The following is a 19,740-nucleotide window of genomic DNA, read 5'->3' as shown; positions in this document are numbered from 1 at the left end:
GCCCTCAACTACCGCGTGTCCACTGCTGGTTGGTCGCCCCGCTGCACGTGTAGGTGATGATCGCGGCGGAGTTGGCGGTGGACGCGCCCGACACGTCCAGGCACTCGCCGCTCGTCGCGGCCTTGACGAGGACGTAACTGCCGGACGTGGTGAGGCTCCACTGCTGGGTGGTGGCGCCGGTGCAGTTCTCCTGCGTGACGTTCGCCGCGTTCTCCTGGAGGCACAACGAGCTGCCCCGGCCCACGAGTTCGTAGTAGCCGGTGCCGAGGTCCTTGAACCACCACTTCTGGTTGGTGCCGCTGTTGCAGGTGTACTGGCTGATCGCGATGCCCTGCCACAGCGACTGGTTGGCCACGTCCGCACACTTGCTGCTGTTCCGCGCGATGAGCGTGTTGTAGGTCGCGCTCGTGCCGCTGATCGTGCCGGCGGCCGTGTCGATCGACACCTCCGGGTACCAGGACGCCATGGACATCGAGGTCGTGGTCGGGAACGTCAACGGCAGCCAGACGTAACGGGAGTCGTTGACGGTGCCGCCGAAGGAGTTGCCCCAGCGGTCGCCCATGTAGAGGTACGAGGTGCCCGAAGTCCCGGTGATCGGGAGGACGTAGGCGGTCTGCGAGTTGTATGCGGTCGAGTCGCCGACGTTGGCGAAGGCGGTCCACGGGCCGGTGATGCTGGTGGCGGTGGCGTACTGCTGCTGGTTGGCACTCCAGCCGGTGGCACCCGAAGTCAGCATGAAGTAGACGCCGTTGCGCTTGAACAGGGCCGGTGCCTCGCGGTGTCCGCCCACCCACGGGTTGGCGACCAGGCTGTCGATGGCCGTGTAGTCGGCGGTGAGCTTGTAGATGTGCAGGTCGTAGTTCTCGTTGGCGGCGGACACCATGTAGGCGGTGCCGTCGGTGTCGACGAACGTGGTGATGTCCCGGGACATGTTGTCGCCGAGCGGCTGGAAGCTGCCCTGGTAGGTGTAACTGCCGTCCACGGTCGAGGAGACGGCGACGGCGGCCTTGGCCTCGCTGTAGTCGACGCCGTTCTCCTTGTGCATCCACATCACGAACTTGCCGGTGGACGCGTTGTAGACGACCTTCGGGCGCTCGATGTAGGCGGTGCCCAGCTCGGAGGCGCTGGACTGGGTCAGGACGTGATTGCGGAACTCCCAGTTCTTCAGGTCGGTGGAGCGGTAGGCGTCCACGTAGTTGAAGGTGTTGTCGGCGTTGCGGTCCTCGCCGAACCAGTAGTAGTAGCTGCCGACCTTGATCACCCCGCCGCCGTGCGCGTGCACGGCGTTGCCCGAAGTGTCCGTGAACTGCGTGCCGTTGGCGATGGTCTGGGCCGCGGCCTGGGCCGGCCCCGCGGTCGCCAGTGCGGCGGCGAGCACACAGCACAGGGCGACGAGGATTGCGTACACACGTCTCATCTGACGCCTCTCGGAGGGGGTTCGAGATTTCGTACGTCATCTGTCATTACGAACGCCGAAAAGGTAAGGGTGTGTTACAGGAAGGTCAACGGGTCGCGCGTGACAAAGACTGTCGCGAGATTTCTGTTATCGCCGCCGCCGACGCACGTCTCCAGTGATGTGCGCAGCCAAACCCGCAAGACCTCAGCCGCCATTGGCGCCCTCACGACCGTCGCCCTCCTGGTCGGCGCTCCCCCCGCCTCGGCCGCCGGCGCCCGTGACGCGACCGCCGACGTCCTCGCGGACCGCGATGTCACGCTCACCGGCGACACGGTGGTCACCGTGCCGTCCGGGACGACGACGTACGACGGGGTGTTCCGCGGCCAGGGCACGCTGACCGTGCGCGGCGGCGGCACGCTGATCCTCACCAAGGACAGCGACTTCACGCTCCCGGCGTCCCGGCAGCGGCAGAAGGTGACCACCCGGGGCGGCAACCACCCGTACACGACCGTCAGCAACCCGGACCCGCCCGCGATCACGGTCGCGAGCGGCACAACTCTCCAGTACGGCACGGGTGGTGGGACCGGACTGATCGGCCACTTCCCCTACGGCACACCCGGCTACCAGCTCAACGAGCTGAACGTCCGGGTCGACGGCACCCTGCGCCTCTCCCTGACCCGCACCTTCAACATCGGCACGATCAGCGGCTCGGGCCTGGTCACGCAGCCCCGCAACATGTGGGGCACCCTCGACCTCGCCGGAACTCACCCATTTTCAGGGGTCATTGACAACGGCACCGGCATGGCGGTCGGCCGCCCCGAGTACCCGGTGGCCCTGCCCAACGCCCGCGCGATCCTCAACCAGGGCTCCTGGATCATCGACACCCCGCTGTACCAGACGATCGCCCTGCGCCAGAACTTCTACCAACGGGAGTACGGCAGCGACGTCAACGTCCACTCCCGGCCGGGCAGCAAGGTCGTCCTCACGGGCCAGTACAGCTACAGCGACCAGGGCGGCGACACCAACCCGTCACTCAGCGACCCGGACCTCAACTGGCATGCGATGGCCCACCAGTTGAACAAGCGCGGCACCAACATCGAGGGCGCGAACGTCCAGTGGGGAGACGGCACCACCCACCAGATCTTCATGCCGGGCACGAAGGACACCGTCTACATCAACCTCCACGCGGCGAGCGGCGTCCGGTCCAAGCTGACCTTCGACTACGACGGTCCGGTCACCCTGGGTGCGCCGATCGGCGGCGGCAAGTACCACGACACGCTGGCCGCGCCCGGCGCCGGTGACATCGTCATCGCGGGGACGCGCGGGAACGACGTGACCTTCGCGGCTACGCAGTACTACGACGGGTCCACGACCGTGGAGAAGGGGGCGGTGCTGCGGCTGGGGTCCGGGAAGCCGGGCGGCGACGGCGGGCTGCTGACCGGTACCGAGCAGCGGCGGATCGTGGACGACGGGACCCTTGTTCTGCGCAATGTGACACTCGGCGTCCAAGTGTCACATTTCAGCGGCAAGGGGTCCCTCGTCCAGTCCGGCGCCGCGACGACAACGCTGACGGGCACGGCGGTGACGTACACGGGGACGACAACGGTCTCCAAGGGCACGCTGGCGCTCAGGTCGGGCGCAACTCTCGCCCACAGCAGGGCGATCCGGCTCACTTCGGCGGGTGCACGGCTGGACGTGGGCACGGCGGGCCTGCGTGTGTCGACTGATCTAACCGGTGTGGGCACGGTGAAGGGTTCGGTGACGAACGACAGCCTGGTGACGACCGGCCTCACCGTGACCGGGAACTACACGCAGAGCGCGAAGAGCGAACTGGTCCTGCGCGACAAGCCGTTGAAGGTGGGAGGCAATGTCAGCCTCGCGGGCGACCTGGACCTCTCGGCCGCCGGGACGCACCCCGCACGGACCGTCACGATCCTCGACCACACGGGTCAGGGCTCAACGACGGGCGCCTTCACGGGACTTCGCGAGGGCAGCAAGCTGAAGCTCGCCGACACGACGTACCGCATCAGCTACCGGGGCGGCGACGGCAACGACGTCGTCCTGACCACCGCCACCACGAGCAGCCCCTCCCCCAGCACTCACCCCACGTCCTCGCCGGGGACGACGCTCGCCGAGGCCCGCACGACGAACACCGCCCACAGCAACGCCTTCGGCTGGTGGCCCTACGCACTCGGACTCGCCCTGCTGGGCGGCCTGTTGGTCCCGGCAACCAAGCGCACCCGGGGTAGCGGCAGGCGCGGGGGTGGGAAGCACGCGGCGTAGACGCGGGTTCGGCAGCGCCCCAAAGGGGCGCGGGGCTGTGTCGATCTGCGGCTCCGCCGCGCGGGCGCGACCAGCCACAACGGCGCAGCAGCAAAACGACGGCACATCGCGGCAGAACCAACGGACTGCCTAGCGGCCGCTCGGCGCCTCCGGGAACCCCAGCTGCGGGGCCAGCGCCCGCGCCTCCGCCGCCCACCCGGCAAGGAACGCGAGGGTCAACCCCCGCTCCCGATACCGGAGTTCCGCGGAGACGCCGCGCTCACCGCCGTAGTCCACCTGCTTCTCGCTCGCGCGGGCCAGCATCAGGGCGGTGAGCCAGTCGTACTTCACGGCGGAGGCGCACACCCCGAGGCGTACGAGCCGTTCGTCGACCTGGTTGCCGGACTCCCGCAGGCCGTGCAGATACGCGTCGTAGGCCCGCGCCGCGTAGCCGGGCAGGCGGTCGGCCGGGACGAACAGGTCGAAGACGGAGTCGGGGAGGTAGTTGCCGAGGTCCTCGCCGAGGGCGCCGTCGCCGGCGAAGGCCCAGTCGAACAGGACGCTGTCCGGGCCCTGCGAACGGACGTTGGCGGGCCACTGGTCGAGATGACTGAAGGCGCGCGGCAAGGCCTCCATGATGTCCAGGAACCACTCGCGGTCGTGGTGCAGCCGGACCATGTCGTGGCGCAGTCCGGCGGGGAAGTGGTCGCGGACCAGGGGCTGTTGCCAGGCCGCGTCGTCGTCGAGGAGTTCCTCGCCGAGCGTGTTGCCGCCGACGTACTGGCGCAGGAAGCGGTGGGAGAACCAGGGTTCGTCGGGGACGGATACGGCTCCTTGCGCGGCGCCGAGACGGCGGGCGTGTTCGATGTGGCGGGTCAGCGGCCAGGCGGTGCCCGGCTCGCCCTGGACGTGCTCCAGCCACAACGCGACGTCCCCGTCGGCCCGTTCGACCCGGGCGAGCAGCCGGGGCGCGCGGATGCCGTACGGCTGCCAGCTCTGCGCGAGCCCGGAGTCGTAGACCTGCGCCTCGCGCAGCCAGTAGTTCCAGTGGCGGGGGTCGTCGGAGGCGGCCCAGCGGCCGGTGGCGTCCTTGCTTCGGGTGAGGACCTTGAGGACGGCCGTGCGGTCGCCCGCCGTGATGACCCAGACGCCCGCGGTGACGCCGTTCTTGGCGTTGTGGGTGAGCGTGGCCGCGCCGACCGATCCGGCGGAGTGACCCAGGACCTCGCGCGCTTCGGCCCCCGTGGCCGCGATGTCGAGCATGCGGGCAAGGCTAGCGCCCCTCAGGAATCCCCCAGGTGTCCGTATTCCGGGCATACCGTTCGCCAGCTGGACGTGGCCCCGGCTCCGCGGCCGTATCGACTAGCGTCGGGACATGACCAGCGACACCGCTCCCCTCCTCGCCGACGCCCTCGCCGCCGGGACGCTCGTCCTCGACGGCGGGCTGTCCAACCAGCTCGGGGCGGCCGGGCACGACCTGAGCGACGAACTGTGGTCGGCACGGCTGCTCGCGGACCGGCCCGAGGCGATCGCCGAAGCGCACCTCGCGTACTACGAGGCGGGCGCCGACGTGGCGATCACCTCCAGCTACCAGGCCACCTTCGAGGGCTTCGCGAAGCGCGGGATCAAGCACGACCGGGCGGCCGAACTCATCGCCGCGAGCGTGGAGTTGGCCGTCGACGCGACGGTGGACGCGGGACGGCGGGGCATCGGGCGACCGCTCTACGTGGCGGCCTCGGTCGGACCGTACGGCGCGATGCTCGCGGACGGCTCCGAGTACCGGGGCCGGTACGGGCTGAGCGTCGCCGAGCTGGAGGCCTTCCACCGGCCCCGCCTGGAGGTGCTGGATCTCGTCGGGCCGGACGTGCTGGCCTTCGAGACGATCCCGGACGCCGATGAGGCCGAGGCGCTGCTGCGGGCGGTGCGCGGACTGCGGACTCCCGCCTGGCTGTCGTACTCGATCGCGGGTGACCGTACCCGCGCCGGGCAGCCGTTGGAGGAGGCGTTCGCACTCGCTGCCGAGGCGGACGAGATCATCGCGGTCGGCGTCAACTGCTGCGCCCCCGAGGACGTCGAGGGCGCGGTCGAGATCGCGGCCCGCGTGACCGGCAAGCCGGTCGTCGTCTACCCCAACAGCGGTGAGACCTGGGACGCCAACGCCCGTGCGTGGATGGGCCGTTCCACCTTCACCGCCGAACAGGTCGAGGGCTGGCGGGCGTCCGGCGCGCGGCTGATCGGGGGGTGCTGCCGGGTGGGGCCCGAGGCGATCGCATCCATCAGGCGGACGCTCACACCGTGACCGCCGCGATCGAGTCCCGCACCACCACATGCGTGCCCAGCAACAGGTGCTCGTCCGGGGACTCCGCCGTGCGGCCCAGCGCGGTGCGTACGGCGAGACGGCCCAGCTCCTCGTAGGGGACATGGACCGTGGTCAGGGCCGGATACAGGTCGCGGGCGAACGGAATGTCGTCGTAACCGGCCAGTGAAACATCGCCGGGGACGTCCAGGCCCGCCTCGTGCAGCGCGGTGAGCGCGCCCGCCGCGACCATGTCGGTGGCGGCGACCACGGCCGTGAACTCCAGTTTCCGGCTCAGGGCGAGGCGCATCAGGCGGTGGCCCGAGTCGCGGGTGAAGTCGCCGTGGAGCAGGAGTTCCGGGTCGGGTTCGAGGCCCCGGGCGCGGTGGGCGGCGAGGTAACCGCGTTCCCGGCCCTGCGCGGTCGCGTGGTCCGGCTTGCCGCCGAGGAACAGGACGCGCTGGTGGCCCTGGGCCAGGACGTGCGCGACGAGGGCGTACGCGCCGCCCTCGTTGTCGTACTCGATGACCGTGACCGGTGCGCCCGGGCCGAGCGGCGGCCGGCCGCAGAGCACGAGCCGCGAGCCGGCCGCGGCCAGTGAGTCGGCGATACGGCGGGTGCGCTCGCGGTACTCGGGGGTGTCCGCGGTGCCGCCGACGAGGATCACGGCGGCGGTGCGCTGGGCGCGCATGGTCTCGATGAAGTCCAGTTCGCGCTGGACGTCGCCCTCCGTGCTGCACACCAGGCAGAGGTGGCCGAGCCGGGTCGCCTCGCGCTCCACGCCGTGCGCCATCAGCGCGAACGACGGTCCCGTGATGTCCTCCAGGACGAAGGCGAGGGTCGGCGTCCCGACACCCGCCACGGCCTTGGCGCGGGCGTCGGCCACGTAGTCGAGTTCGCGTACGGCCCGCAGCACGCGCGTGCGGGTCGCCGTGCTCACCGGGTAGTCGCCGCCGAGGACCCGCGACACCGTGGACGCGGACACCCCGGCGCGGGCCGCCACGTCCCGGATGGTGCTCCCGCTCGCGTCCTGGCTCTTCCTGGTCATGTACCGCCTCGCCCCTCCCCGGCCTGTGGCAACACTCCGGCAACCGGTTCCCTGCGCGGAGGGTAGCAGCGGGTGAGGGGCTGGAGGAGAGGCGTGCGTCGGCCAATTCACCTACGCCGGCCCGGCAGTTGTCGCAGACCGGCGTTGGGCAACCGGTTTCCATCCCGGCCGTCCGCCCCTACGCCCGCCCTCACGACGACCGCCGCGCATCCCCCGTCCGACGCAGCCGCCGTACGACCGACCGCAGTTCGGTGGCGCTCCGCGCGGGCGGCGCGCCCTCGGCCGGAACCGCCGCCTCCTTCGCCTTGGCCACGGCGTCGGCCGCCCACAGGGCGAACTCGGGGTCGCGCGGCCCGTGCGCGACGTACGGATCGCCCTCTCCGAAGATGCGGACGGGGTGGCTGTCGTCCCAGGGCTGCCACCCGGGGTCGCCGGTTACGGCGAACCGCACCCAGGCCCCGTGCATGGCGTCGGCGAGCGCCTGGGGCGCGTCCTGGCCTGCGAGTTTGGCGGACTCGGGGATCTCGCCGGTGTCGAAGACGAAGCCGAGTTCGAGGGCGTGGCAGGAGCCGAGGTCGGGGCGGTTGGAGGGCCAGGCGAACTCGTAGACGTGTGCGGTGCCGGGGTGGGCGTCGGCGAGGCGGTGCAGGGGGTAGCGGAGGAGGTGGTCGGTGACGAGCTGGCCGACGGTCTCGGCGGTGCCGGCGCCGGGGTGCAGGGCGCGGTAGCCGCGCGGGACCTCGACGCCGCAGTGGCAGCGGGCCATCGCGCCGGCCAGGGCGACCGCGCCGAGCCGGTCGACGCGCTCGTGCAGGCCGCCGGGGACCAGCCACAGCCGGTACTCGTCGCGGGTCCAGCCCAGCATCAGGTCGACGCCCCGGCCCACCTCGCCGTCGACGAGCGCCTCCAGCGGGTCGCGGGGGACGAGGTCGCCGTCGATGACGATCCCGAACGTGGGGCCGCCGAGCACCGGGCTGCTGAGTCTGCCCACGTCGGCCTGGGTGCGGAGGAGGAGTTCGCGGTCCACGGCGGCGAAGGCCTCGGCGGTGGCGGGGATCTTCAGCCGGGTCGCCATCCGGCGCACCATCCGCCGTACCTTGTCGCGGTCGAAGGCCTCCGGGGGCCCGCTCTGCAGGACGGCCCGGCGGACCAGTCCCTGGGCCTGCGGGGCGGCGATCAGCGCGCCGATGCTGATCGCGCCGGCGGACTGCCCGAAGAGGGTGATCCGGTCGGGGTCGCCGCCGAACGCCGCGATGGACTCGTGCACCCAGCGCAGCGCGGCGAGCTGGTCGCGCAGGCCGGGGTTGGCGGGGGCGTCCGGGAAGAGGCCGTAACCCTCCACGCCCAGGCGGTAGTTGACGGAGACCATGACGACGCCGTCGCGGGCGAAGGCGTGTCCGTCGTAGACCGGGACGGCCGACGAGCCCCGGGTGAGCGCGCCGCCGTGCAGCCACACCATCACCGGCAGCCGGGCGCCCGGGCCGGGTTCCGGGGTCCACACGTTGAGGTTGAGGCAGTCGTCGCCGGGCACGACCGGGTCGGAGAGCAGTTTGGCGAAGGCTTCGGAGTACGGCGGTTTCGGCGCGGTCGGGCCGAAGGCGAGCGCGTCGCGCACTCCGGTCCAGGGCTTGGGCGGGACGGGCGGGCGGAACCGGTGGGGGCCGACGGGGGGCGCCGCGTAGGGGATGCCCCGGAAGACCGCGATCCCGTTCTCGTACCGGCCGCGCACCGCCCCGTAGGGGGTGCCCACCACGGGGCCCGTCCGCTCCGCCGTCTGCGTCGTCGTCGCCGTCATCTGCCCACCAGCTCCTCACCACGCTCGTGAACCGTGCTGCTCATCAGAGCATCACACCCAGCCCGGCTATTCCGGCGGACGAGCGCGGCTGGACGGGTCATGGCGGGCACCCGGGCGCGGACTACGTCCCTTCAGGGTCTCTTCCGTCCGGGCCGCGATCGAAATATTTCCGCGCCCGGGGTCCCTACGCACCGATTGACCCCCGCTCCACAGCGGATCTACGGTAGAAGACGTTTTCAGAAAACGTTTCCCACTCCGTACTGGAGGGTCATGCCCAGCGCCCAGCCGCCGAGGGCCGTGTTCGCCATGGATCCGGTGCACCTGCCCCTGCTCTTCCCCTCACCCGTGATGGACCGGCTCCGGCGGACCGCCGAGATCGAACCAGGGCTCGTCGTACGGGACTTCGGCGCCCCCGAGGCCGCCCGCGCCCTGGCCGGGGCCGAGGTCCTGATCACCGGGTGGGGCTGCCCGCACCTCGACGCCGACGCCCTGGCGGCGGCACCCCGGCTGCGGACCGTACTGCACGCGGCGGGCTCGGTCCGCTCGCTGGTCGGCGAGGCCCTGTGGGAACGCGGGGTGACCGTCTCCAGCGCGGTCACCGGCAACGCGCTCCCGGTCGCCGAGTACACCCTCGCGATGATCCTGCTGGCCGGGAAGGACGCCTTCGCCCAGCGGGAACGCTTCCGGCACACGCACGCGTACCCGGCGCCCGCCGAGACCGCGCCGATCGGCAACCTCGGCCGCCGGATCGGTGTCATCGGCGCCTCCCGCGTGGGCCGCAGACTGCTGGAGCTGCTGCGCCCGTACGACTTCGAGGTCCTGCTCCACGACCCCTACGTCAGCGGCACCGAGGCAGCCTCCCTGGGGGCCGAACTCCTGCCGCTGGAGGACCTGTTGAGCCGGAGCGACATCGTCAGCCTGCACGCCCCCGACATCCCCGAGACGCAGCACATGCTGGACCGCGGGCGGCTCGCCCTCATCCGGGACGGCGGGGTGTTGATCAACACCTCCCGGGGCGCCCTGATCGACCACGAGGCCCTCACCGACGAGCTGTTGTCCGGCCGCCTGACCGCGATCCTGGACGTCACCGAACCCGAACCGCTGCCCCCCACCTCCCCCCTGTACCAACTGCCGAACGTCTTCCTCACCCCGCACATCGCGGGCTCCCTCGGCAACGAACTGGCGCGGCTCGGCGGCATCGTCGTCGACGAGCTGGAGCGCCTGGCCGCGGGCCTGCCACCGGCCCACGAGGTACGGCACGCGGACCTGGCCCGTGTCGCCTGATCCGCACTGTCCACAGGCCGGCACACCGGGAACGACCGTGGGATACGGTTTCCGGACCGGCGCCGGAGCGGGCCCCAGGGCGCCCGGTGGAAACACGGCCACGGTGAAGGAGTCGCTACGGTGAGTCAGCGCAAGGCATCGGGCGACGTCGGCCGGGCGACTATCCGGGACGTGGCGGAGCGCGCCGGGGTCTCCGTGGCGAGCGTCTCGCGCGTGCTGTCCGGCAACTATCCGGTGTCGGAGGAGCTGCGCCGCCGGGTGATGAAGGTCGTCGGCGACCTGGACTACGTCACCAACGCGCACGCCCGTTCGCTGGCCGGCGGCGGTACGCCCACGGTGGCGATCCTCATCAACAACATCACCGGCGCCGCGTTCGCCCACGTGGCCAAGGGAGTCGAGGGCGCGGCCACCCTGCGCGGCTGGCTCTCCCTGGTCGGCACGACCGGCGACGACCCGGAGCGCGAGCTGGCCCTGGTCAACCTCATGCGCCAACAGGGCGTCGCCGCCGTGGTGTTGCTCGGCGGCGCGTACGACGTCGACGAGTACCAGCTCCGCATGGCCCGCTTCGCCCGTTCCCTCGACGCGGCGGGCTCGCACCTCGTACTCGTCGGCCGCCCGCCGCTGGAGGGCGACGTCCCGGCGACGACGGTCGACTACGACAACGAGGGCGGCGCCTACGCCATGGCCAGCCACCTCCTCTCGGCCGGCCACCGGCGGGTACTGGTTCTCCCCGGGCACGCCGAACTCACCACCGCCCAGGGCCGGTTGAGGGGTGCGCAACGGGCCTTCGAGGCGTACGGCGTGCCGTTCGACCCGGGGATGGTGCGGCACGGCCCGTACGACTACGAGCACGGGTACGAGGCGGTGGAGGACACCCTGAAGGAGGGCGTGGACTTCACCGCGGTGCTGGCGGGGACCGACGTAGTCGCCGCGGGCGCCATGCAGGCACTGCGCGCGGCGGGCCTGCGGGTGCCGGAGGACGTGTCGATCGTCGGCTACGACGACATCCCGCTGGCCTCCCAACTCACACCCCAACTCACCACCGTGCACGTCCCGTACGAGGAGATGGGCCGGGTCGCGCTGCGCGCGGTGGCGGACCGGCGCGAGGGCGGCGGCACGGGCCGGCGCAGAGGTGGCGACGGCGACCATCTGGTCCTGGGCACGCACGTCGTCGTACGGAACTCGGTGCGACCGCCGGCCCGACGGGACTAGCACGGGGTCTGGCGCAGCACCCCCTGCGGGATCGGCACGGCACACGGAACCAGGGCGTTACGTAACCGGTTTCCCTCCAATTCCCCTGGCCAGACGGGGTCTTAATAGGGGCATAGCAACAACTTGCTGCACACCTCTTGCTCCGAACAGGCCATCCTGCCTACCTTCACAGCAACCGGTTTCTACCTCTCCTCTCCCGAAGGAACACGGTCTGATGAACTTCACCAGCCCTCGGAGAAAGTTCGCTCGTGCGGCCGTCGCGGGCCTCGCACTGACAGGTCTGCTCTCCGCCTGCGGCGGATCCGGTTCGGGAGACTCCACGTCATCCGGCCCGGTCACCCTCCCCTTCTGGGGCTGGGCCAACGGGCAGGACGCGGTCGTGAAGGCGTTCAACGCCGCTCACAAGGACATCAAGCTCAAGTACACCAAGGTCACCGACCAGTTGACGATGCAGAAGCAGCTGACCAACGCGGTGAAGGCCGGCAACGCGCCCTGCCTGGTGCAGAACACGGCGGAGTACGTGACCACCTGGGTCTCGCAGGGCGCGCTCGCCGACATCTCGAAATACGTCTCGGCCGACAAGGCCAAGTTCAACGCGGGCTCGTGGGCCAGTGCGCAGGTGCAGGGCAAGTCCTATGGCGTGCCGACCAGTTCGGCCCCCGCGTTCACGATCTACCGCACCGACGTCTTCACGAAGTACGGCCTCAAGGCCTCCACGACCTGGGACGAGTTCATCGCCGCGGGCAAGGTCCTGAAGAAGCACGGCATCAAGATGACCAACTTCGCCGGTGAGGACCCGAGCACCCTGGAAGTCCTCTCCATGCAGGCGGGCGCCCACTGGTACGCCATCGACGGCAACTCCTGGAAGGTCGACTTCCAGGACGCGGGCAGCCTCAAGGCGGCCCAGGTGATCCAGGACATCATCGACAACGACCTCAACTCCAAGCTCTCCTTCGCGGACTACGCGGCCGTGCAGCGCAACTACGACAACGGCGGCACCGCGACCCGGCAGATCTCCACGTGGCAGATGGCGGGCATGGTGCAGAACTTCACCAAGTCCGACGGGAAATGGGCGCTGTCGCCCTGGCCGACGTTCGCGGGCGAGGCCGCCAAGACGCCCGCCGGGACCAACCAGAGCGGTGGCGTCACGCTGGTGGCCAAGCAGTGCGCGCACCAACAGCAGGCCGCCGAGGCCGCGTTGTGGATGTCGACCGACGCCGGTGCCGTGAAGACGATGGCGAGCCCGACCACCGGCAACGGTGTGATGCCGGCGCTGGCCGACAGCAATGCCTATGTCGCCGAGGCGATCTCCGACAAGCTGCTCGGCACGAACTACGAGCCCGCGAAGCAGATCGTCACCGACAGCCTGAACACCGTCACCTCGGACTGGGTGTTCGGCCCGGACTGGACCGCGATGTTCACCGAGCTGCAGACCGGCTGGGCGAAGGTGATGAACAAGCAGGAGAAGGTCACCGATCTGCTGGCACACATGCAGGAGTGGACGGTCAAGGACCTGAAGTCCCGCGGTATCAGCGTCAAGGGCTGAGGCAGCTCCGATGATCCGCTCCCAGCGCTGGAAGGGTGCCGCGTTCACGGTGCCCTTCCAACTCGGCTTCGTGTTCCTGTACTTGATACCGATCGGGTACGCCGTCTACGAGTCGTTGTTCGTGGAGCACCAGTCGGGGCTCGGCCTCGGCGGCTCCACCCAGAAGTTCTCCGGTCTGCACAACTACCAACAGGGCCTGACCGACTCGGCGTTCATGAACTCGGTGCTGCGCGTGGTGCTGTTCGCGTGCGTGCAGATCCCGGTGATGCTGCTCGTCAGCCTGCTGCTGGCGCTGTTTCTGGACGCGCTGTCCTCGAAGGCCGCGGGCCGCTTCCGGATCTTCCTCCTCGTGCCGTACATGATCCCCGGAGTGGTCGCGGCGATCGTGTGGATCAACCTGTACAGCCCGGACGTCGGCCCATTGACGCCACTGGGCAAGGTGTTCGGGCTGTCCTGGAACTTCTTCGCGCCCTCGATGGTGTGGCCGTCCATCGGCAACCTGCTGACCTGGCACGGCATCGGCTACAACATGGTGATCATCTACGCGGCGCTCCAGGGCGTGCCCCGCGACCTGTTCGAGGCGGCCCGGCTGGACGGCGCCTCCGAGTTCCGGGTCGCGACGAGCATCAAAATCCCTTACGTACGGGGGGCGTTGGTGCTGACCGGGATGCTCTCGATCATCCAGATGCTGCAGATCTTCAACGAGCCGGCGCTGTTCCGGAACGTCACCCCGCAGACGGTGAACGACAGCTTCACGCCCATCATGATCATCTACAACCAGGCGTTCAACGCGGGCAACTACCACTACGCGGCGGCCCTTTCGGTCCTGCTCGCCCTCATCCTCGGCCTCGCCTCCTTCCTCTTCTACCGGCTCACCGCGAAGGAGGCCGACTGATGACCCTCACCGAAGCACGCCGGAACGCCCATCAGGTCCGCCGCCTCAACAAGCCCGATCCGGCGGCCCGTTCACACGGCGGCCAGCGTTTCCTGCTCGTCGGTCTGGTCCTGGCCAGCGCCTACAGCCTGTTCCCGGTGTGGTGGCTGATCGTCGCCGCGACCAAGGACCGCACGGGCCTGTACCAGAGCAACGGCCTCTGGTTCTCGGGCATGCACCTGTGGTCGAACGTGCGCCAGGTCTTCACCTACGAGAACGGCATCTTCCTGCGCTGGACCGCCAACTCGTTCCTGTACGCGGGAGTCGGCTCCCTGGGCGGCACGCTCATCGCCCTCGCGACGGGCTACGGCCTCGCACGGTTCGAATTCCCGGGCCGCAGCGCGGTGTTCGCGTGCGTGGTGGGCTCGTTCCTGATCCCGATCGCGCTGCTCACGCTCCCGCTGTACCTGATGTTCTCGAAGATCGGCCTGGTCGACACCCCTTGGGCGATGCTGATCCCCTGCCTGATCAACCCGTTCAGCGTCTACCTCGCCAAGGTCTACACGGAGGCCACGGTCCCCTTCGAACTCCTGGAAGCGGCACGCCTCGACGGCGCGGGCGAACTCCGGATCTTCTTCAGCATCGTGCTGCGGATGATGACGACGGGCGGAGCGACGGTCTTCCTCCTGGCCTTCGTCAACACCTGGAACGCCTTCTTCCTCCCGCTGACCGTGCTGCGCGGCGAGGAGAACTGGACGCTCAACCTCGGCCTCTACAACTGGTCCGGCAAACGCATGGAGTCGGGCGTCGACCTGACGAGCCTGGTCCTGACCGGCGCGCTCCTGTCGATCGTCCCGATGGCCGTGATGATGGTCGCGATGCGCCGCTACTGGCGTACCGGGGTCACCCTGGGAGCCCTCAAGTGACCCTTCTACACAACCCAGTTGTCCGCGGTTTCGCCCCCGATCCGTCGATGGTCGGGGTCCGCGACTGGTACTACGTGGCGACCAGTTCCTTCGAGTGGTTCCCCACGATCCCGATCCACCGCTCGCGGGACCTCGCCCACTGGGAGTACGCGGGCCATGTCCGGGGCGCGGTCCCCGGCGACTCCTTGGCGGGCGTCCCGGACTCGGGCGGCATCTGGGCACCCTCGCTGAGCTGGGACGGCCAGCGGTTCTGGCTGACGTACTCGATCGTGCGCTCGGTCGGCACGCCGTACTTCGACCTGGACACCTACGTGACGACGGCGACGGACGTGGCCGGAAAGTGGACGACTCCACGGCGGGTGGCGAGCCACGGATTCGACCCGGCGCTGTTCCACGACGAGGGCCGGCTGTGGCTGCTCAACCTCCAGAACGACTGCCGCCCCGGCGGCAGCCGCTTCGCCGGCATCGTCGCGACCGAGCTGGACCGCGACACGCTCGCCCCGATCGGCGCGACCCGCCTCCTGCTCCAGCACGAACGGCTCGTCGAGGGGCCGAAGTTGGTGCGGCGGGACGGCTGGTACTACCTGCTGCTCGCGGAGGGCGGTACGGGGTTCGAGCACGGGGTGCGGGTGGCGCGCGGCCGTACGGTCACGGGTCCGTACGAGCTCGACGACCGCCCCTTGCTGACGTCCCGGGACGACCCGTCGCTGCCGTTGCAGAAGGCGGGCCATGGTGAGCTGGTCGAACTGCCGGGTGGGGACTGGGTGTTGAGCCATCTGGCGGCGCGGCCGGTACAGACACCGGACGGTCCGCGCTGCACCCTGGGCCGGGAAACGGCGATCCAGGCGGTGACTTGGGACGCGGACGGCTGGCCGAGGCTACGGCAGGGTGGATGGCATCCGGCGGTGGAGGTGGACGTATCGACGCGTCCCGCCGCACCACCGGCTCAAGTCCCGGATTCCGACGGGCCGTTGGGATGGCCGTGGAGCAGTCCGCGTGCGTATCCGGACCAGTCCTGGGCCGACGCCACCACCCGCCCCGGCTGGATCCGGCTGCGCGGGCGGCACGGGCCGGAGTCGCGGTGGGCGCACAGTCTGCTGGCCCAGCGGATCACGGAGCACCGCACGGAGGCCGAAGTCACGGTCGACGCCAGGCCGTTGACGTTCACGCAGGCGGCCGGGCTGGTGCTCTGGTACGGCGCCGAGGCGTATCTGAGCCTGCATCTGACGTGGGCGGAGCCCGAGGGTGAGGGGCAGCGGGGTCAGCAGTGGCGGGGCGGTGGCCGTTCGGTGCTGAGCCTGGTGGAGCGGGACGAGGACGGCACGCGGCAGGTGGCCGTCGTAGAGGTGGATGTCCGTGTTCCGGTGGCGCTGGGGGTGACGGTCGAGGGGGCCGAGGCGCGGTTCTGGTGTGTGCGGGACGGGGTGCGGACGCCGGTCGGGCCGGGGCTGGACTTCAGCCGGCTGTCCGACGACTACGGGTCGCGGCTGCGGTTCACCGGGGCGATGGCGGGCGTCCATGCGTGGGATCCGGTCGAGGGCGCGTTCACCGCGGACTTCGCGAATTTCCGGCTGACGTGCAGTGCGGAGTGACCTGTAGGTGACGCTTTCTCCCTTGTTCGGGGTTTCGAAAGATCGGGTCGGCTCCATCGCGTGAATCCCCTGGTCTTCCCGCCGTGTTGACGCGCACCTATCGTAGGAAGCGCTTTCTGAATGACTGATGATCGAGTCGGGGAAGCGGCGCTGGTCGAAACTTTCGATGGCCCTCGGGCGGGCTGGAGAGGCGGTACCCGATGGTCCGTGCGGGGAGCGCGAGCGTGACGGCGGGGCCGACGCTGGCGGTGGTGGCCCGGGAGGCGGGGGTGTCCGTGCCGACCGCGTCCAAGGTGGTCAACGGCCGGGAGGACGTGGCACCGGAGACGCGGCGGCGGGTGACGGAGGCGCTGGAGCGGCTCGGGTATGTGCGCAGGCCCCGGTTCGACGCGGGCAAGGCGCCGGGGATGGTCGACCTGGTGGTGCACTCGTTGGAGAGTTCGTGGTCGGGGGCGGTGCTGCACGGGGTGGAGCAGGCGGCGTACGAGGCGGGGCTTGAGGTGGTGGTGTCGGCCGGGCTGACCCGGACGCGGGCCGACCGGCCCGAACGAGGCTGGCTGGACAGGCTGGTTGGGCGGGGCTCGGCCGGAGTCCTTTTCAATCTGGCGGAGTTGACGCCGTCCCAGTACTCGTGGCTCGACCAGCACCGCATCCCGTTCGTGATGATCGACCCGGTGCATGATCAGCCGCCGGGCGTGGTGTCGGTCGGCGCGGCCAACTGGCAGGGCGGGGTGACCGCGACCGAGCATCTGCTCGCCCTGGGCCACGCGCGCATCGCCGTCATCGCCGGCCACCGCCACAAGATGTGCAGCAGCGCCCGTGTCGCCGGTTACCGCTCCGCGCTCGCCGCCGCCGGGGTGCCTATCCGCCCCGAGTACATCCGCCACGGTGGCTTCGACCAGGCCATGGCCCGCAGCCGTATGCGGGAACTCCTCGACCTGCCCGAGCCGCCCACGGCCGTCTTCGTCTGCTCCGACCGGATGGCGCTCGGGGTCTACGAGGCCCTGGCGGAACGGCAGTTGAGCATCCCGGACGACATCAGTGTGGTCGGTTTCGACGACCTTCCCGAGGCTCGCTGGGTGACTCCGGCGCTGACCACGATCCGGCAGCCGCTGTCGGAGATGGCGGCCACGGCGCTGCGGTTGCTGGTCCGGCTGACGGACGGGGACCGGCCGGAGGGGACGCGGACGGAGTTGTCGACGCGGCTGGTGGAGCGGGCGAGCACGGGGGTGCCGGGCGGCCGGTGCCCCGATCGTAGATCGTGACCATGACCGGGGGCCGCCGGTCGGTAGCCTGCCGGTATGGCCATGTCATGGGACAAGCAGCGGTTGATCGCGGACGGCTTCGAGCCCACGTACGTGGACTTGGAGTGGTACGACGGGCCGCGCAAGGGACTCGCGCTCGTCGACGGTGTCCCGCACTACTACGAGATCCGGGACTGCAACCGCGCCGACGAGGCCGAGGAGTACCTCGTGTGGTCCGCGAGCGAGGCGACGGTGGCGATGGAGCGCGAGCAGTGGGCGATCTTCGTCAGGTACCAGCTCTCCGATGCCGGGCCGGAGGAACATCCGGGGCACGGCGGGATCGATGTCCGTTACGACGAACTGGAGTTGCTCCTCGCGCCGCACCGTCAGGCACCGGACGGTGCTCGCCGACTCGTCGGTGAGGCGCGGTTCGACGACGGCGACGACCGCTACCGGTTCGACGGGGTCGACCACTGGTTCCGGTGGCGCCCGGCCGAGTGAGGCGGGCCGGCGTCTCGCCGTACGGGGCAGCGAGCGTGACGGGGCAGCGGACCGGTCGTCCGCCGCCCCGTCACGGCGTGCCGTCCCGGTGTCGGAGTCCATTCCCATTCCCGTGGGAGACCGGCCGTCCGGTCTCCAGAAGGGGGCTCATCGCGCCACCCGCTGTGGTCGGCTACGGCTGCCACCCGGGAGAGGTTCACCCAGCGATCCCGACAACTGAGACGCGGCCATGGGGTGAGCCCGGTTTCCTCCTGCGAACGGAACGCACGGGGCCGCGGACACCGGCGAACGCGCCGGCACCCGCGTGTTGCTCGGGCCTCTGGCCCAGCCCCGCCGCCCAGTTGATCCCGCCCAGCAGATGCGCGCGGAAGTCCGGGTCCTCGTAGGCCTCCGAGGCGTGGCCGAGGGCCGTGTAGAAGACCCGGCCGGCGCCCTTCTCGTGGCACCACGCGAGGGGGTGGTCGGCGCCCATCCGGCCGCCCTCGTAGGAGGATTCGTCGGCTGAGACGAGGACGTGCGTCGAACTCCTGGGGCTGGTACGGAAGTCGTACCACTCGTCCGTGAACTGCCATACGGCGGGCAGATGTCGCGTGGCCGGGTGGGTGCGGTCCTCGACCAGCGCCTTGCCGGGCTGATAGACGGGATGCCGGTCGAAGCGGGCGCCCAGGAGATCGCCGTAGTACGGCCAGTCGTACTCGGTGCAGGCCGCCGCGTGGACTCCGACGAAGGCGCCGCCCGACTCGACGTAGGCGGCGAGGTGTCGGCGGCCCGCCGGTGTCAGTACCTGGCCGCTGGTGGAGAGGAAGACGACGGCCGCGTAGTCGTCCAGGGGGCGTTCGAAGGCGGCCGGGTCCTCGGTGGCGTCCACCTCGAAGGGACCGAGGGTGCGTACGGCGGTCACCGCCGCCGGGATGGAGTCGTGGCGGTAGCCGGTGGTGCGGGTGCAGACGAGGAGGCGGGGCGCGGCAGCCATGCGGCACAGCCTATTTCACGGATTGGGCACGGACTGGGCTTCACGGACCGGTCTCCTTTGCGCCGCGTGCTCAACCGCCCTTGCCCACCTCGTTGTTGGGCGCCCCGTCCCCGTTCGTGGGCAGGTCGCCGCGTTCCACGGGGACGGCCGTGCGGGCGGGCGGGAGGATGACCGGGAGTTCGCTCTTGTACGGGCGGCGGAGCGACTGGGCCGACTGGTGCAGGACCGCGCGGGTCACCTTGCCCTGTTCGGCGGAGACGTGCACGAGGTGGCCCTTCCGCGCCATGACGTACTCGATCGTTCCGCCGCCGGTGCGGTACCAGGCGTTCCCGTCGCGTACGCAGGTCATGTGGTCGCTGAACGCCGCCCGCGTCGTGCAGTTCGCGTCGGTCATCGTGCCCGGCTCGACCCGCAGGGTGATCACGACGCCGGTCTTCAGGTCCGTGTACGCGATGGAGAGGCCGACGTCCGATACGCCGACCGACTGCTCGGCGAGGGTGAATCCGGGCGGGTCGATGACGTAGACGAGGTCGGGGTCGAAGCCCAACGACCGTGCGCGGGACGCGATTTCGGCGGACGTGGCGGTGACAGCGGCATGGGAGGACGCGGCCCCGGGGGTTTCGGCACCCGCGCCCGCCTTCTCCGTGCCGCAACCGGTGAGCAGCAGGGACAGGGCGGGGAGCAACAGCAGCGGCAGGGCGCGCACGGCACGGATCATGCGGCCATCCTGCCGTACAGGTGTTCCACAGTTAAGGGGACTTTTCCCTCCTCCGGCGCGGTTCCGCCGCGTA

The 19,740-nt window shown here is 70.3% G+C and carries 15 protein-coding genes and 1 pseudogene; 10 read left to right on the top strand and 6 right to left on the bottom strand.

The genetic code is table 11. From position 1 onward, the window contains the following. Positions 1-4: 4 nt before the first annotated feature. Positions 5-1,417, bottom strand: a complete 1,413-nt coding sequence (locus OG407_RS38995; protein WP_405864624.1) for an RICIN domain-containing protein — start codon at positions 1,415-1,417, stop codon at positions 5-7. A 159-nt stretch (positions 1,418-1,576) separates the two neighbouring features. On the opposite strand from OG407_RS38995, the gene OG407_RS38990 reads away from it, so the two are divergent. Then, entirely contained in the window at positions 1,577-3,679 is a 2,103-nt protein-coding gene (locus OG407_RS38990; RefSeq protein ID WP_405864622.1) for an autotransporter, read from the top strand. A gap of 129 nt (positions 3,680-3,808) precedes the next feature. Here OG407_RS38990 and OG407_RS38985 read toward each other — a convergent pair whose 3' ends face one another. Further along, positions 3,809-4,921, bottom strand: a complete 1,113-nt coding sequence (locus tag OG407_RS38985; protein WP_405864620.1) for an aminoglycoside phosphotransferase — start codon at positions 4,919-4,921, stop codon at positions 3,809-3,811. A gap of 112 nt (positions 4,922-5,033) precedes the next feature. On the opposite strand from OG407_RS38985, the gene mmuM reads away from it, so the two are divergent. Then, positions 5,034-5,957, top strand: coding sequence for a homocysteine S-methyltransferase (gene mmuM / locus OG407_RS38980; RefSeq protein ID WP_405864618.1), 924 nt, complete (start codon positions 5,034-5,036; stop codon positions 5,955-5,957). Here the strand turns inward: mmuM and OG407_RS38975 are convergent. Together OG407_RS38975 and OG407_RS38970 are read right to left on the bottom strand one after the other, a co-directional pair. After that, complete coding sequence (locus OG407_RS38975; protein ID WP_405864616.1) at positions 5,947-7,002, bottom strand: LacI family DNA-binding transcriptional regulator; 1,056 nt, start codon at positions 7,000-7,002, stop codon at positions 5,947-5,949. The two genes, mmuM and OG407_RS38975, sit on opposite strands and share 11 nt — an antisense overlap. 190 nt (positions 7,003-7,192) lie before the next feature. Further along, entirely contained in the window at positions 7,193-8,797 is a 1,605-nt protein-coding gene (locus tag OG407_RS38970; RefSeq protein WP_405864614.1) for a carboxylesterase/lipase family protein, read from the bottom strand. 270 nt (positions 8,798-9,067) lie between these two features. On the opposite strand from OG407_RS38970, the gene OG407_RS38965 reads away from it, so the two are divergent. The 8 genes from OG407_RS38965 to OG407_RS38930 all read left to right on the top strand — a co-directional run bounded on the left by OG407_RS38965 (position 9,068) and on the right by OG407_RS38930 (position 17,976). Continuing rightward, the gene (locus tag OG407_RS38965; RefSeq protein WP_405864612.1) at positions 9,068-10,081 is read left to right on the top strand and encodes a hydroxyacid dehydrogenase; all 1,014 of its coding nucleotides are present in this window, start codon (positions 9,068-9,070) and stop codon (positions 10,079-10,081) included. Positions 10,082-10,201: 120 nt separating this feature from the next. Then, positions 10,202-11,293 (top strand): LacI family DNA-binding transcriptional regulator, encoded by a 1,092-nt coding sequence (locus OG407_RS38960; protein ID WP_327400437.1) that lies wholly within the window; start codon positions 10,202-10,204, stop codon positions 11,291-11,293. 214 nt (positions 11,294-11,507) lie between these two features. Continuing rightward, positions 11,508-12,839, top strand: coding sequence for an ABC transporter substrate-binding protein (locus tag OG407_RS38955; RefSeq protein WP_405864609.1), 1,332 nt, complete (start codon positions 11,508-11,510; stop codon positions 12,837-12,839). A gap of 10 nt (positions 12,840-12,849) precedes the next feature. Beyond that, a complete protein-coding gene (locus OG407_RS38950) occupies positions 12,850-13,734 on the top strand; it encodes a carbohydrate ABC transporter permease (RefSeq protein ID WP_405864607.1) in 885 nt (294 codons plus the stop codon). Beyond that, positions 13,734-14,639, top strand: coding sequence for a carbohydrate ABC transporter permease (locus OG407_RS38945; protein WP_405864605.1), 906 nt, complete (start codon positions 13,734-13,736; stop codon positions 14,637-14,639). Before OG407_RS38950 ends, OG407_RS38945 begins: the two co-directional genes overlap by 1 nt. Beyond that, positions 14,636-16,231 (top strand): family 43 glycosylhydrolase, encoded by a 1,596-nt coding sequence (locus OG407_RS38940; RefSeq protein WP_405864603.1) that lies wholly within the window; start codon positions 14,636-14,638, stop codon positions 16,229-16,231. Before OG407_RS38945 ends, OG407_RS38940 begins: the two co-directional genes overlap by 4 nt. 200 nt (positions 16,232-16,431) lie before the next feature. Next, the gene (locus OG407_RS38935; RefSeq protein WP_405864601.1) at positions 16,432-17,496 is read left to right on the top strand and encodes a LacI family DNA-binding transcriptional regulator; all 1,065 of its coding nucleotides are present in this window, start codon (positions 16,432-16,434) and stop codon (positions 17,494-17,496) included. A gap of 36 nt (positions 17,497-17,532) precedes the next feature. Next, positions 17,533-17,976, top strand: coding sequence for a hypothetical protein (locus OG407_RS38930; protein ID WP_405864599.1), 444 nt, complete (start codon positions 17,533-17,535; stop codon positions 17,974-17,976). A 328-nt stretch (positions 17,977-18,304) separates the two neighbouring features. Here the strand turns inward: OG407_RS38930 and OG407_RS38925 are convergent. Beyond that, a pseudogene (locus OG407_RS38925) lies at positions 18,305-18,949 on the bottom strand (ThuA domain-containing protein); the annotation flags it as partial. A gap of 70 nt (positions 18,950-19,019) precedes the next feature. Next, the gene (locus tag OG407_RS38920) at positions 19,020-19,667 is read right to left on the bottom strand and encodes a hypothetical protein (protein ID WP_405864597.1); all 648 of its coding nucleotides are present in this window, start codon (positions 19,665-19,667) and stop codon (positions 19,020-19,022) included. Between the last annotated feature and the right edge of the window lie 73 nt (positions 19,668-19,740).

Source organism: Streptomyces sp. NBC_01515, from assembly GCF_045040345.1.
Taxonomy (GTDB): Bacteria; Actinomycetota; Actinomycetes; order Streptomycetales; family Streptomycetaceae; genus Streptomyces.
Note: the sequence above shows the minus strand (reverse complement) of the source record. Positions and strands in the feature narration are given on the sequence as shown.

Coding starts and splice junctions, on each gene's coding strand:
- OG407_RS38995 (WP_405864624.1), bottom strand. CDS start 1,417: ATGAGACGTGTGTACGCAATCCTCGTCGCCCTGTGCTGTGTGCTCGCC.
- OG407_RS38985 (WP_405864620.1), bottom strand. CDS start 4,921: ATGCTCGACATCGCGGCCACGGGGGCCGAAGCGCGCGAGGTCCTGGGT.
- mmuM (WP_405864618.1), top strand. CDS start 5,034: ATGACCAGCGACACCGCTCCCCTCCTCGCCGACGCCCTCGCCGCCGGG.
- OG407_RS38975 (WP_405864616.1), bottom strand. CDS start 7,002: ATGACCAGGAAGAGCCAGGACGCGAGCGGGAGCACCATCCGGGACGTG.
- OG407_RS38970 (WP_405864614.1), bottom strand. CDS start 8,797: ATGACGGCGACGACGACGCAGACGGCGGAGCGGACGGGCCCCGTGGTG.
- OG407_RS38965 (WP_405864612.1), top strand. CDS start 9,068: ATGCCCAGCGCCCAGCCGCCGAGGGCCGTGTTCGCCATGGATCCGGTG.
- OG407_RS38955 (WP_405864609.1), top strand. CDS start 11,508: ATGAACTTCACCAGCCCTCGGAGAAAGTTCGCTCGTGCGGCCGTCGCG.
- OG407_RS38950 (WP_405864607.1), top strand. CDS start 12,850: ATGATCCGCTCCCAGCGCTGGAAGGGTGCCGCGTTCACGGTGCCCTTC.
- OG407_RS38945 (WP_405864605.1), top strand. CDS start 13,734: ATGACCCTCACCGAAGCACGCCGGAACGCCCATCAGGTCCGCCGCCTC.
- OG407_RS38935 (WP_405864601.1), top strand. CDS start 16,432: ATGGTCCGTGCGGGGAGCGCGAGCGTGACGGCGGGGCCGACGCTGGCG.
- OG407_RS38930 (WP_405864599.1), top strand. CDS start 17,533: ATGGCCATGTCATGGGACAAGCAGCGGTTGATCGCGGACGGCTTCGAG.
- OG407_RS38920 (WP_405864597.1), bottom strand. CDS start 19,667: ATGATCCGTGCCGTGCGCGCCCTGCCGCTGCTGTTGCTCCCCGCCCTG.